Below are 13,476 nucleotides of genomic sequence, written 5' to 3' on the forward strand. Positions count from 1 at the left end.
ATATCAGGAACCTTTATGATTACTAGAAGCTCATTAACTCACTTGGCGAAAAGTGCGGACAGTTACGCCTACGACAACGACACTTTGCACATTCGCTTTCGCAGTGCCAAAGGCGAAGTTGACCGAGTGACACTGTGGATCGGCGACCCCTACACCTGGGCCGAAGGCGGCCTAGACGGTGGAAATTTAGGCGGCAGCGACGCGCACGGCTGGACAGGCGGGACTGAAGTGCCGATGCAGTTGGAAGGACAAAGCGAACATCATGATCACTGGTTCGCCCCGTTCGTGCCACCGAAAAAACGCACCCGCTACGGCTTTATTTTGCATGGCAAAGCGGGTGAGAAACTGCTGTTTGGCGAAAAACGTTGTGTGAACATTCAAGACGAGCGCACAGCCGAAATCGAACTGAGCAACTTAAGCAATTTCTTCTGCTTTCCCTACATCAACCCCAAAGATGTGTTGAAAACCCCACAATGGGTACGCAGCACCATCTGGTATCAGATTTTCCCGGAACGTTTTTACAACGGCCGTGCGGAGATCTCGCCTGCCAATGTGCAGCCGTGGGGCAGCACGCCCACCAGCGACAACTTCATGGGCGGCGATCTATGGGGCGTGATTGAAAAACTCGATTACTTGCAAGAACTCGGGGTCAATGGTCTCTATTTCTGCCCGATTTTCACCGCCAATGCCAACCACAAATACGACACGGTCGATTACTACAATGTCGACCCGCATTTTGGCGGCAACGAGGCATTCCGTGCTTTGGTTCAAGAAGCGCACCGTCGTGGCATGAAGGTGATGTTAGACGCGGTATTCAACCACATCGGCCATCAATCCCCACTGTGGTTGGATGTGGTGGAAAAAGGCGCTGAGTCTCGCTACGCCGATTGGTTCTGGATCAAGCAATTTCCGGTTTATCCAGACAAGCCCAAATCGGAGTGGGACTTTAGCAACCTCAATTACGAAACGTTCGGCAATGTGGCAGAAATGCCCAAACTCAATACCGAAAACCCAGAGTGCCGCGCCTACCTGTTGGATGTAGCGCGCCATTGGGTACAAGAGTTTGATATCGACGGCTGGCGTTTGGACGTAGCCAACGAGGTCGATCACGAGTTCTGGCGTGATTTCCGCCGTTTGGTCAAAGGCATCAAGCCCGATTGCTACATTTTGGGCGAGATCTGGCACGAAGGCATGCCGTGGCTGCGCGGCGATCAATATGACTCGCTGATGAACTATCCGCTGACACAGGCGATCACCGACTTCTTTGCCCTTGGCTACGACGACAAAACCAGCTTCATCAATGCGGTCACGCGCTCTTACCTTGCTTACCCGCGTAACGTCAATGAGGCGATGTTTAATCTGCTGGAAAGCCACGACACCACGCGCCTGTTGAGCCTGTGTGGCAACGACAAGCGCAAAGCGAAACTGGCGTATCTGTTTATGTTCACCCAAGTGGGCTCTCCGTGTATCTACTACGGCGGCGAAGTGGGCATGGACGGGCAAAAAGGCATGGGCCTAGAGCTAAACCGCAAATGCATGATTTGGGATGAGCAGCAGCAAGATCTCGAATTCAAAGCCTTTATGCAAAAGCTGATTCGACTTCGCCAAGCCTACCCGGAGTGCAACCTGCCTTACTTAGAGTGGATCGAGGTGGATCATCCACACGTGGTGGCTTTTCGCAAAGGCGCACTGCAAGTGGCCCTCAACAACAGCGACAGTGAAGCGCGCTGTCTTATCAACGGCACTGAGCTTGCTTTGCCCGCGTTTGGCTTTGAACTGCGTGATCTCACCACTGCGGAAGTGCTATGAAGCTGGGTCTTTCTGTCGATTCAGAATGGATCTGGGGGGTGCTCATCGATAACGATGGGCAGCCCCGTTATCGCAATCAGCTCAAAACGCCACTCAGCGCGCAGCAAACCGCTGAAGTCATCACTAGCATGGCGCTGAGCATGCAGCGCATGTTCGGCCCACTGACACTGGTCGGTATCAATCTCATGCCCGATTGCTGGCAAGGCGCACTCTCCAATGGCAAAGAGGTATTGACCGATTGGCTGACAACGCACCTCTCGGTGCCCTGCCAGTTGTTTAATCCGGCGGTGATCGCCTTAGCGCAAATCCCAAACCTGCCGCAAGGCAACGTTTTAAGCGCGGTATTGGATGACGGCTGCGAGCTGTACGTTACCGATCAGCTTTGCCGACGCGAACCGTATCGCCACGTGCTCGATTTAGGTTGGGCGCACAAACCGCTCAAAGGGTATCAAAGCTTAATTGACGGGCTGACACCGCTGTGCAACTGCGGCAGTGATGAGTGCATTCGTCAGTACTTGTCACGCAAGGGGATTGAGCGCCAATATCATCAGCTCTCTTTGCAACATCGCACCGCGCGCGACATCGTCTTTGGTGTTGATGACAACCACGCTTGGTCAACGCGCATCTATCGTATCTGGGTCGATCAGCTTGCCAGATCGCTCTCCGATGCGGTGTTTCGCTTCCAACCTAAGCTGCTGGTCTTAAGTGGCAGCTTGATCCTGCACCCTGATCTCGCCTTAACGCTCAAAAGCACTTTAAGCCGCTACTGCCAATTTGACGCCCTACCGGAAATTTTATGTCTGCACAACGATGAGTATCGTTTTGCCGAGGGCGCCGTCTCGATGTGCACCGTAAATTGTGCACAACCTTCTACATTCACTGCATGAGGAGTGGTAACCTTGACAGGAAAATTCGCGTGAATCATTACCGAGGAACCCCCGTGACCGAGCTGGTAACAAAACTGATGGACTTTGGCTTTACCAAGACCGATGCCTTGGTTTATATCAATTTACTCAAAAATGGCCGCGCCAGCGGTTATAAAATTGCCAAAGAGATTTCGCTCTCTCGCTCATCTGTCTATTCATCGATTGATAACTTGTACAAAAATGGCTGCATCTTTATGTCCGATGGTGAGACCAAAGAGTACGAGGCCAAATCGCCCGATTTGATTTTTAGCCAGATTGAGAAAAAAACCATAGAAAACATTCAGATCCTGAAAAAAGAGCTCTCACGCATGATGCTTCAGGAAGAGAAAGAGTTTATCTATAACGTCTCTGGTTTTGAAAACCTGCTGCAAAAAGCGCGCGAGATGCTGAACCTGGCGCAGATCGAAGTCTATCTCAATACCGATTTTCATCTCGACCTACTCGCCGATGAGATCTGCCACGCGATTGAACGTGGAGTACGCGTCATTGTTTTCTCTTTCAATCGCTTAACCTTGCCGCATCCGAAAGTCGAGCACTATTCGCGATCCGACAGCCCAGAGCAGCGTTATCCTTCACACCGCTTTATGCTGGTGGTGGACATGAAACAAGCGATGATGTTTTCACATCGCGAGGAGACGCAGGGGCTATTTTCCAACAACCGTTTGATGGTCAAAATGATGGCCGAACACATCCACAGTGATATCTATCTCACTGAGTATGAAAAGCTAGCGCCGGAAAAACGCTGTCGTATTGCCACCGTGCACGAGCTCGAAAACAATATGGTGGTGGATGATCGCTTAACCTTAAAAGCACAAAGCAAAGCCTAGGCAAGAAAAGTGCGGCGGGAAACGGATGTTCCGTCAATGGCGAATAGGTCAAAAAGCGTCCAAACCAAAACGCAGATAAAAAAAGAGCCAACCGCAAAAAGGTGCGATTGGCTTATGTATGGTGTGAACAATATATATCCACTAACAACGTCAGTTGGCTAGGTGACCCTCGGCTTAATAAGGGTCGAAAGAGATTATGCATGATTCATGCCAAGATTGAAAGCTCTATTTTTAGCTAAATGTCTCATATTTTTCTCATTGATTGGATCTTTGTTGCATTTTGCAATTGCAAAATGCAACCTCCTACGCAAATAGCCATATTCTTATTGAGGTGATTAATTTTCACCCAACATTTGCCACTTCCATTGCATCAGAAGATCGCGGCGGCACGATTCAAAGTGATTGCATACTTTTTTACCTTGAATCTGGTTATACTCCTCCACTCTGTTTTCTGACGGTTTATGAGCCATGAATTATTTATCCACGTTTCTCAAAGGGCTGGCCATGGGCGCCGCCGATGTGGTCCCGGGCGTTTCTGGGGGTACCATCGCTTTTATCACTGGTATTTACGACACCCTACTTGAAAGTATTCGCCGCATTAACCCGAGCATTTTTCGTTTATGGAAAGCCCAAGGCTTTACAGCCGCTTTTCAGCACATCAACGGTTTTTTCCTCATTGCGCTGTTCGGCGGCGTACTCACCAGTATCGCCACGCTGGCTAAGCTAATTACTTGGATGCTGGCCAATCACCCGATCCCGATTTGGTCGTTCTTTTTTGGCCTGATCCTCGTTTCCGTGTACCACATTCTCAGACAAGTTGAACGCAAAGATGTGACGCGTTTTGCTCTGCTGCTACTCGGCATCGTTTTCGCCTACAGCATCACGGTGCTCAAACCACTGCATCTTGAACCGACGTCGCTCAATGTCCTGTTAGCAGGCGCGATTGCCATCTGCGCAATGATCTTACCGGGCATTTCTGGCAGCTTTATTTTGCTGCTGATCGGCATGTACGCGCCTGTGCTCGGCGCGGTCAAAAACGTGCAGCTTGATATTCTCGGACTGTTTCTCGCCGGATGTGTCGCGGGCTTGCTGACGTTTTCTCATGTGCTCTCTTGGCTGTTACGCCGCTTTCGCGATTTCACCTTGATGTTTCTCACCGGATTGATGATCGGCACACTACCGAAAATTTGGCCATGGAAAGAGACCATCAGTTGGCGCCTCAACTCCAAAGGTGAGCAAGTGCCTCTGGTGCAACATAATCTCTCTCCATTCGAGTTTGAAAGTCTGACCTCGCAACCTTCGCAGTTAGGCTTGGCCATCATCATGGCCTTGCTGGCGTTTGTCTTGGTACTGGGGCTGGAGAAGTTTGCCGAAGCCAATCAAAAAACGCATTAACATTTCGCGCACGCTTTGGCGCTATGTCAAAGTCAGAAGTTGCCCTGTTTGAATAGACAAACCCCACCGATTTTGGTGGGGTTTGTTTTTAGGCCGATAGAATGAGTGAAGCGTTAGTTACGCAGCTTCTCAAACACCGCCACAGACCACGCAGGCACAGAGAGTTTGCCCTCGGTCACTGACGCCACTTGATCTTGGTTTTTCGCCAAAGAATCATTGCCAGCGGCAGCTTGAATGGCATGCAGGCTGTAACCTGTCGCATCAAAGTGAGCGAAGCTGCTCAATGCGCTTGGTGAAGCGTTCACCACCACCACTAAGCCATCACGAGTTGCATCCACTTTCGCGTCGTACAGCTCACCGCTGTTATCCACGCTCATCACAATCAGACCCGGGGTTTGATCCGCGCCAGTGTTGTGGAACTTAACTCGTTTGATGATTTCGCTGCCTTTGCCTAAGGTCAACAAGCCAGAGGATGCACGCAGCGCCGCCAGTTCATTGAAGAACTTGTCCATGTTGCCGATGTCTGTTGCGGTTGGCATGGCGCGATCACTCGAACCTGTGATGACATCGCTAATGATGCCCCAGTTGCTGCCATCTTTATCTTCACGTGGCAAGCCAACATTCCAGTTGTTGTCTTGTTTGGTGAAATCAACACGGTTGTACCAGTCACCCGAATCGTACGAGTCGCGCTGCATCGATTTAGAACGAAGCAGCTCACTGCCCATGTGGATAAACGGAATCCCCTGTCCCAGCACCGCCGTTGACAGGCTGACCGCCTGCATGCGAGTACGATCAGCAGACGTCACGTCGTACGCAATCTTGTACTGGTTGTTGTCCCACAATGTTTGGTTGTCATGCTTAGAGACGTAGTTTTGAATTTCCCACGCATCTTGCGCATAACCAGCCGGTTGGCCGTTGTAGTCCAGCTCACCACCTGTAATCGCTTTGCCTGTGCTGTCGGTAAATGGGAATTCTTTCAGGTTGCCCGCCATACCAAGGCGAGTGAGATCCGCCAAGTGCAGCGCGGTTTTCTTCAGCTCTGCGGTTTGAGTATTTTTGTCATTCACTTGTACGTAAATACCGTTACCAAAACCTTGGTTCGAACACAGGGTCGCTTCACCATCAAATGGGCCTCCACCGCGAACGGCGTCGCGCAGACGGTCAGAGAAAGAGCCGATGCCCGTGCCGCCTAAGTTCGGCTGTGTCGCTTGCTTGAACATGCGATCATTGCCTACTTCACCAAAGTTCCACCCTTCACCGTAGAAGTAAACGTGTGGATCGACCGCTTGCGCCGCCGCGAGGGTTTGCTGCATTTGCGCCAGTGGGTGATGTCCCATCAAATCCCAGCGGAAGGCATCAATCTTGTACTCTTTCACCCAAGTGGCGATCGAATCGTCGATCAATTTGCCGAACATTTTGTTCTCAGGAGCGGTGTTTGAGCAGCAGGTGGATTGCTCCACCGCGCCAGAGAATTCGTTCAAGCGCTGGTAATACCAAGGCACAATGCGATCGAGAACCGACTTGGAAGAGACGCCCGATTCGTTGGTGTGGTTGTACACCACATCCATCACGACGTTCATACCGACATCCTGTTTCACCGCCATCACCATCTCACGGAACTCTTTGATGCGCGTCATGCCCTCGGCGTCAGAGGAGTAAGAGCCTTCTGGCACCGTGTAGTGGTATGGATCGTAACCCCAGTTGAATGAGTCAACATTACGAACATGGCTGTTGAGGCGCTGAACCACCGCATTGTCTTTGCTGTCGGCCTTTGACAGAGTGTCAAACACCGCGGCGATGGTTTCATCTCCGGCGCAGTAGCCGCCAAAGTCTTTGTCATCTTTCACGCTAGCGTCGAGTTCACACAATTTGGCGAACTTAGCGTTGATATCGGCCACTTTGCTTGGATCTTCGTTGATGGTCGCGATGTCAAAGGTAGGCAACAGATGCAAATGAGTAACACCCGATTTCGCCAGATTCTTCAAATGCTCAACAGGCGCGCTACCACTTTGAGTAAAGGCTTTGTATTTGCCACGGTTCGCTTCAATGGTTGAACTGTCTAGCGCAGAGAAATCACGAATGTGCGCTTCGTACAAGACAAAGCTGGCTGGGTTATCTTGCGCGTGCGGCGCGGCAAGCGCATCCCAACCCGACGGTTTCAGCTCGGCATTTTCCAGATCCACCACTTGGCTGTATTCCGAGTTCATCGACAAGCTCAATGAATACGGGTCGGTCACTTGATAGGTTTCCACTTCGTCGGTTGCAGGGTGGTAAACCGTCACTTCGTAGCGGTAGAAATCACCGTGTTTTAACGCTGTGTTTTCTGCTACCCAAGCACCGCTACTGGCGTCAAAGCTCATTGCAATTGCGCTTTGTGCCTGTTTATCTGCGCTGTAAGGGATCAGTTTGACGCTTTGCGCGGTCGGTGCCCACAAACGGAACGTGGTGCTGCTGTCTTGGTTGATGATCGCGCCATAGCTTAGCTTGGTCGCGCTATCCGCGTATAATGCGTCCAGTGCGCTGGCTGGCTGCACTTCGGTCGCCTTGATAACGCCTGTCGCGTCGCTAGCCACCACCATTAGCTGACCTTTCAACAGATCTTTCAGCGCGAGACCTTCGCCGCTAAAGTCCATCTCAAAACCGATAAAATCATTTTTCAAATGGGGTTTAGCGCTGGCCCAATCGCCGCTTGCCACTTTGCTCGACGTCACCTGTTTGGTGGCGCCAGTGACTTTTTTAGTCGCGCTGTCAAACGCGAGTTCGCCGCTTTGTGAATAGTAGAGCGTGACGCTGGTTGCGTCTTTGGCATTGACTAGGATGACTTTATCATCGGCAAAAATCGCGCTCGCGCCCGCCAGTTCCACTTGTGCCACTGGTTTTTGCGCCAAAGCGGTGTAGTAAACCTTATCGGTGCCTTTGAAAACAAACGCCACATTGCCAATCACCGTGGTTTTATCAAACTCAAACTTCAAGTTCGCGGTTTGGTAATCGCCATTCGATTTGTTGTTTGGAATGATATTGAGACAGCTGTCGGTACCGGTGACAGGCAAGTCCCAATACGGGCCATACACCTCACTCACGCCCGTCGGCTCAATGCCAGGCCAACTGGTATTGGTTGAGCCATAGTTTTTACACGTGTCGTCATTCCACACATGCAAGCGGAACGCACTTTGGTCGCCATCTGGCGTGTTCATGTAAACGCGCGCCGTGTTTGCAGGAATGTCAGAGGTCGGGATCAGCTCAGGATAAACCGCCTTGACGCCTTCTTGGGTAAACACCGCGTTGTTTTTGCCTGTTTGCGTCAGATCGAGCTTGGCATCGAAATCGCCCAGCGGTTTGTTGCCATCAATGCGCGGAATAAAATTGATACACTGGGTTGCATCTTCACGGACGTCGAGATCCCAGTAAGCACCGAGCTTGTCGTCTACCCCTTTTGGCGCTATGCCTGTTCCCCAGTCGTTGGCATTGGGATCGGTTTCGGCGTAGCTATTGCAGTTGTCATTGTTCCATACATACAGCGAAGCTTTGTCGTAAGCAGAGGTATCGGCCGCTGCCACTGCACTATTCGCTTTATAGTAAACACGCGCCGTTTTGCTGGGTTCCGGTTGTTGCGGGGTGCTGCTGTCGCTGTTTGAAGAGTTACAGCCAGCAACGATCGATGTGGCCAACAGAGGTAAAATGGCTTTCGCCACCATTGATAAATTAAAAGGTTGTATGTTCACGTTCTATATCCATATGCGTAATTATAAAAAGCCCAGTTATGCTAAGAATTTCGTTTGCCAGCAAAATGTGAGAAAACTCAGTAAAGATTTTTGTCGTTAATAATTAATGCAATGCGGGTATCGGGATCACGGAAAGTAGAAGGAGAGGTCGTGAAATACTGCACATTTTTAGGGCGTAGAAAGGGGGAGGAAAAGGCGCTTTTGTGAGCTAGGTACGGAGGATGCCATTCTGCATGAAATTTCGCCACTCTCACCCAGTGCGGGTTAAATCACATATTTCATTGATGTTAATTTCTGTATAAAAATAACCTTTCCTGTTACTCAAGGAAAAAGCGCATTCCGCACCCAAATGAAAAACAAACCAGATAAAGAGAAAAACGGAGAGTAAAAGAGGAGTTTCTTGAGGAAGAACGGCACAGGTTATCAAGCCCTCCCCAAACCAGTGTCTGGGGAAGGCTAAGGCTTGTTATTACAGCGCCATATCGACGGTGATGTAGTAAGAGCGGCCAATCTCACTTTCTTGATAATCTTGGCTTTCCGCTTGAAGATTTTTGTCTAGGAAGTTGGTGATGCCTGCTTTTACCGTCCAATCATGGTTGATGCGATAGCTGGCACCAAGGTTGGCGATCACATACGGGTCAAACCAGATGTTCTCACCGAGGCTATAACTGTAGCCCAACTGTTTCCCCGTGTAGTTAGCTGAAGCAAACAGAGTGAGATCCGCGCTTGCGTCCCAGTTCAGCGTAACGCTCGCCAACCATGACGGTACGTTTTCCAAATCCAACCCCGTCGCTTTCACTTCGGTTTTGGTGTATGTGGCATTCGCGTTGAGATAGAGGGTATCGCTGATATCCAGATCGCCTTCCAGCTCTAAACCTTTCGACTCAACATCGTCTTCAATGTTCTGGTAGGTAATAAAGCCTGTCGCACGTGTTGAGGTGTCTCGGTCAATCATATTTTCAATCTGGTTTGCAAACACAGTGCCCTGAACAAACCAGCTATCACCACGGTAACTAGAGGTGAACTCAACAGTTTTTGAGCTCTCCGGCTTGAGGTCGGGATTGCCCGTCAGGTAGCAAGCACCGCCACAACTGACCAGAGTGAAATCTTTCGATGATTGGTAAATAGAAGGCGTTTTAAAACCTTCCGCATAGCCCCCTTTGAGGGTCAAACGATCGCTTGGGGTATACACCAAGTACGCTCTTGGGGTGAAATCACTGCCAAAATTGTTGTTGTGGGTTAAGCGGCCACTCAGCGTTGCTGACAAGGTATCACTCAAAGTGATCTGATCTTGCAAGAACAGCGCACTTTGCGTCAGCGATTGGCTGTCATTGTAATCTCGGTCGATGTCGATTGAGGTGTAAAGAACATCAAAGCCAGTGGTAATCAATTGTCCATCGATGGCCGTGATGCCAAACTTAGCATCCAGTGAGTGGTTTTGCTGTTTCGCATTGGCAACCTCTAACAGAGGGTGCGTGTTGTCATCATGGATTTTCGAGTTTTCGTACAAATAGTTGATGTTGTCATTACCCCAACTCCACTCTCCTTGATGGCCCAACGAGGTGGTGTACTTTTTACCGTTGGTGATGTCATCATCCGACGAACTGTTTCTATCGGTGTCGGGATAGGTACGCTTATCTTCCAGATAGCTGATGTCCCATAGGATTTTGTTATTTTCATTTACAAGCCAAGTCAATGCCGCTTGGATACCTTTACGTTCCTGCTCTGCGTTGCCGGAGAAGTTATTCCCAGCATGCACATCGTCAGGGAACCAAGCATCTTGCTGGCTCACTTCTGCTGCCACAGAGTAAAGCAGTTTGTCAGGTCGTGCGCTACCACTGACCCAAACGTTGCCTTTGGTCATAGCGCCATCCCCCTCTTCGGGGTGCGAATAAGAGAGGCTGGCGTTAACACGCGTCTCTTCCGTTGGCTGTTTGAGGATAACGTTCACTACTCCGCCGAGCGCATCACTGCCATAAAGCGACGACATCGGCCCGCGGATCACTTCAATGCGATCAATGGCGCTAATCGGAATGCTGGAGAAATCAAAACCGGCACCGCGTACCATCGTCTCACTGGAATTGATACGACGGCCATTGACCAGCAACAAGGTAAAGTTGTCCCGTGCGGTATTGTTGTTCTTCAAACCACGAATAATGATATTCGGCTCGCTACCAGAACTGCGCACCACATGCACACCGGGGACACTTTCGAGTGCGCTGGCCACATCATTCACTGGCTTGCGGTTGAGATCCTCACTGGTGATCACGCTAATGGTCGCTGGCGCTTCGCGCAACGAGGTTTGGTTGGTGGTCGCGGTCACCACCATAACATCCACGTCAGAACTATGCGTTGTATCCGCCAAAACAGGGAGGGAGAAAACCGCCAACGTAATTGCGTAACTGAGTGCTGATTTTTTCATTCTCTTTTTCATTCCTTTTTATCCTGGTTAAAAAACTGGGCTAAACCTTGTGCCAACATGACGCGCCAACTGAAGTAGTCATGGCCACCGGCTACCTGTTCAAAGACCACGGAGTAACCTTTCTCTTTCAGCACTTTGTGCAGCTTTTGGTTGGTTTTCAGTATGTTTGCCGAATCCGGGCTGACTTCGAACACGCCCGCGTTCATGTAAATGTCGATATCTTTGCGCTCGCTAAGCGCGAACTGCTGCGTCAACCACTCGCTGCTGTGCGGGCTTTCTCCCCACCAAAACGAACCTGATTGACTGAGCACTTTGCCAAAGGCATCGGGGCGGCGAAAAGCAATCGCCATTGAGGCCAAGCCACCGAAGCTTGAGCCTGAAAGAATGGTCTCTTCCGCCTTGGGGCAAATGCCATGCACCTGACACAACCACGGCTTGAACTCGTTGGCCATGAAATCGGCAAAGCGATCGTTGGGAGTCAGCTCTTGAGCACGTAAGCTGGGAAGCGGGTTATTGATAAACACCGCTCGCAGTGGCGGTATTTTTTTCTGCGCAATTAAGTTGTCCAACATGGTCGGTACAGAGGCGCGCCCCAGATAAGCATCCCCATCGAACAAAATAAGCAGCGGTGAGGCTGGCGTCACCGCATAGCGGGCGTGGGGTTGATAGAGGTGGATGGTGCGGCGATTATTCAGCATCGCACTGTCGTAGCTAAACGTCGTCACTTGGCCAGTTAGGTTGCCCTGTGGCCGGGTTATCTCATCGCTCAGCGCTTTCGGTAACGTCACGGTGGAAGCAGTAGAAAACAGCGTATCGTCTTGCGCAAAAGGCGCGTTGTGATTAAGAGGATCGGGCCCTGCTGTTGCAAGCACCGCGCGGCGCTGCTCGCGCCACGCATCTTGAGATTCGTCACTCACAATTTGTGGCACATTGGGCGCTAAACGATAAGAAAGGCGGGTTTGTGCTGGCACCACATAGCTTTTGTACCAGATAGTGCTATTGGCTAAACGGGCTAAGTGCACATGGCCATCGTACGGGCTGCCGAGCAAACGAACGTTGTCTGCTTCACCGCGCCAAAGAAATGTGAGGAGCATTTGCTCATCATCAATCGGCTCGATCAGGGGTGTCCCTGCTTGTTCTATTCGCTGCCAGAAGCGCGACTCAGCATCGGCGTTGCTGGCCACAATCGCATCGTGCGTCTTCTGAAGCAACGAGCTGAGCAACGGATGTTGTGGTAATACACGTTGATCAGACTTTAGGGCCAACTTGTTCAAATTAAGCGAAATGTGAGCATTTTGCTGCGCAAACGGCTGGATCTCTATCTGATAGCGCCCTGCCTTATCCGCCAGCCAGAAGATCTCTGCTTCTTTCTGCCCAGCGCTGAGCAGTTGTTTCACCACTTGGCCTTGCTGATCGACAATCGAGGCAGACTGTAGTGGCGCATCACTGGTGAGTGTGCCGCGAAAATAGGTTTGCGACTCAGTGAGCACAGGCTGGTGCGTGGTTTGCTCGATGTCAAACTCTTGCTGCCAAGTTTGGGGCAAAGGTGACGTGGCTGAAAGCGCTAGCAGAAATACCGGGGACAACACAACGACTCTCCTTGATGCAAATAATAACAATTATCATTTGTATTTTGGCGCATTATACTGATTTGGTTCATTAGGTAAAGTGATGTTTTCGATTGGTTTTATTCGCGACTCTGCTATAGGGGTTCATCCGGAAAATCGATACCTGAATGGCTTTTCTGATACCATATCGCCAAAAATAGCCAGTTAATGTCAACTTCACTTCTTTACCATCGCTTTGGAATACGCGGCCCTTTCCATTATTGCTCTACAGAGTTTGATGGTGACGCGACCATCTTTCACGTAGCACACAATCCTCATATTAAATGTCCATCATGTCGTAGTCGTGATGTCATAAAAAAAAGGAGGTAAGGTTCGCCGTTTTATCGCTACGCCAATCGGCACTAGCCCCTGTTACATCCAGATAGCAAACCAGCGGATTGAATGCCGAGCTTGTAATACACTCGGGTATTTGCCGCTTAACTTTGTTCCTCGTCCCAAAGTGCGTTACACAAAGGGCTTTGAACAGTATGTTCTCTCGCTGTCAGCATTGAACGTCACCATCAATGCCATTGCCAAGCTATGTGGTGTCTGTTGGGATACAGTGAAAGATATTCAGAAGCATTACCTGCAAAAGCGATACTCTCAACCTTGTCTTAAAAACGTCACTCACATTGGAATTGATGAGATTTACTGTGGCTCAAAAAGTGGCTTCATGACGGTTGTGATTGATATGAAGACAAGTGCCGTCATTTATACAGAGAAAGGAAAGAAGGCCGAAAGCCTTGACGGTTTTTGGAAACGGAAGAG

Annotated in this window: 7 protein-coding genes and 1 pseudogene; 5 read left to right on the top strand and 3 right to left on the bottom strand. The window is 50.2% G+C overall.

Annotated elements, in window-relative coordinates; all coding sequences use genetic code 11:
• The first annotated feature begins 15 nt into the window (after positions 1 to 15).
• From UF06_RS08275 to UF06_RS08290, 4 genes are all read left to right on the top strand, one after another.
• Complete coding sequence (locus UF06_RS08275) at positions 16 to 1,809, top strand: glycoside hydrolase family 13 protein (protein WP_045570022.1); 1,794 nt, start codon at positions 16 to 18, stop codon at positions 1,807 to 1,809.
• Positions 1,806 to 2,696 (top strand): ROK family protein, encoded by an 891-nt coding sequence (locus UF06_RS08280; RefSeq protein ID WP_045570023.1) that lies wholly within the window; start codon positions 1,806 to 1,808, stop codon positions 2,694 to 2,696. The genes UF06_RS08275 and UF06_RS08280 overlap by 4 nt, the downstream gene beginning before the upstream one ends.
• A 53-nt stretch (positions 2,697 to 2,749) precedes the next feature.
• The gene (locus UF06_RS08285; protein ID WP_045570024.1) at positions 2,750 to 3,562 is read left to right on the top strand and encodes a TrmB family transcriptional regulator; all 813 of its coding nucleotides are present in this window, start codon (positions 2,750 to 2,752) and stop codon (positions 3,560 to 3,562) included.
• Positions 3,563 to 4,030: 468 nt separating this feature from the next.
• Complete coding sequence (locus UF06_RS08290; protein WP_045570025.1) at positions 4,031 to 4,957, top strand: DUF368 domain-containing protein; 927 nt, start codon at positions 4,031 to 4,033, stop codon at positions 4,955 to 4,957.
• A 113-nt stretch (positions 4,958 to 5,070) separates the two neighbouring features.
• Here UF06_RS08290 and pulA read toward each other — a convergent pair whose 3' ends face one another.
• The 3 genes from pulA to fes form a co-directional block, all read right to left on the bottom strand.
• On the bottom strand, positions 5,071 to 8,679 hold the full coding sequence (gene pulA / locus UF06_RS08295) for a pullulanase-type alpha-1,6-glucosidase (RefSeq protein WP_045570026.1): 3,609 nt from the start codon (positions 8,677 to 8,679) through the stop codon (positions 5,071 to 5,073).
• 469 nt (positions 8,680 to 9,148) lie between these two features.
• Positions 9,149 to 11,101 carry a TonB-dependent receptor gene (locus UF06_RS08300; RefSeq protein ID WP_052702535.1) on the bottom strand — a complete coding sequence of 651 codons (1,953 nt, stop codon included), beginning with the start codon at positions 11,099 to 11,101 and terminating at the stop codon, positions 9,149 to 9,151.
• Positions 11,102 to 11,109: 8 nt separating this feature from the next.
• The gene (gene fes / locus UF06_RS08305) at positions 11,110 to 12,690 is read right to left on the bottom strand and encodes an enterochelin esterase (protein WP_052702536.1); all 1,581 of its coding nucleotides are present in this window, start codon (positions 12,688 to 12,690) and stop codon (positions 11,110 to 11,112) included.
• A gap of 526 nt (positions 12,691 to 13,216) precedes the next feature.
• Here fes and UF06_RS08310 point away from each other — a divergent pair.
• A pseudogene (locus UF06_RS08310) lies at positions 13,217 to 13,476 on the top strand (hypothetical protein); the annotation flags it as partial.

It is taken from the genome of Vibrio sp. S234-5 (genome assembly GCF_000960595.1).
Lineage (GTDB): Bacteria > Pseudomonadota > Gammaproteobacteria > Enterobacterales > Vibrionaceae > Vibrio.

Bases quoted from the DNA above. Each gene is read 5' to 3' on its own strand.
- UF06_RS08275 (WP_045570022.1), top strand. From the start codon at position 16: ATGATTACTAGAAGCTCATTAACTCACTTGGCGAAAAGTGCGGACAGT.
- UF06_RS08280 (WP_045570023.1), top strand. From the start codon at position 1,806: ATGAAGCTGGGTCTTTCTGTCGATTCAGAATGGATCTGGGGGGTGCTC.
- UF06_RS08290 (WP_045570025.1), top strand. From the start codon at position 4,031: ATGAATTATTTATCCACGTTTCTCAAAGGGCTGGCCATGGGCGCCGCC.
- UF06_RS08300 (WP_052702535.1), bottom strand. From the start codon at position 11,101: ATGAAAAAATCAGCACTCAGTTACGCAATTACGTTGGCGGTTTTCTCC.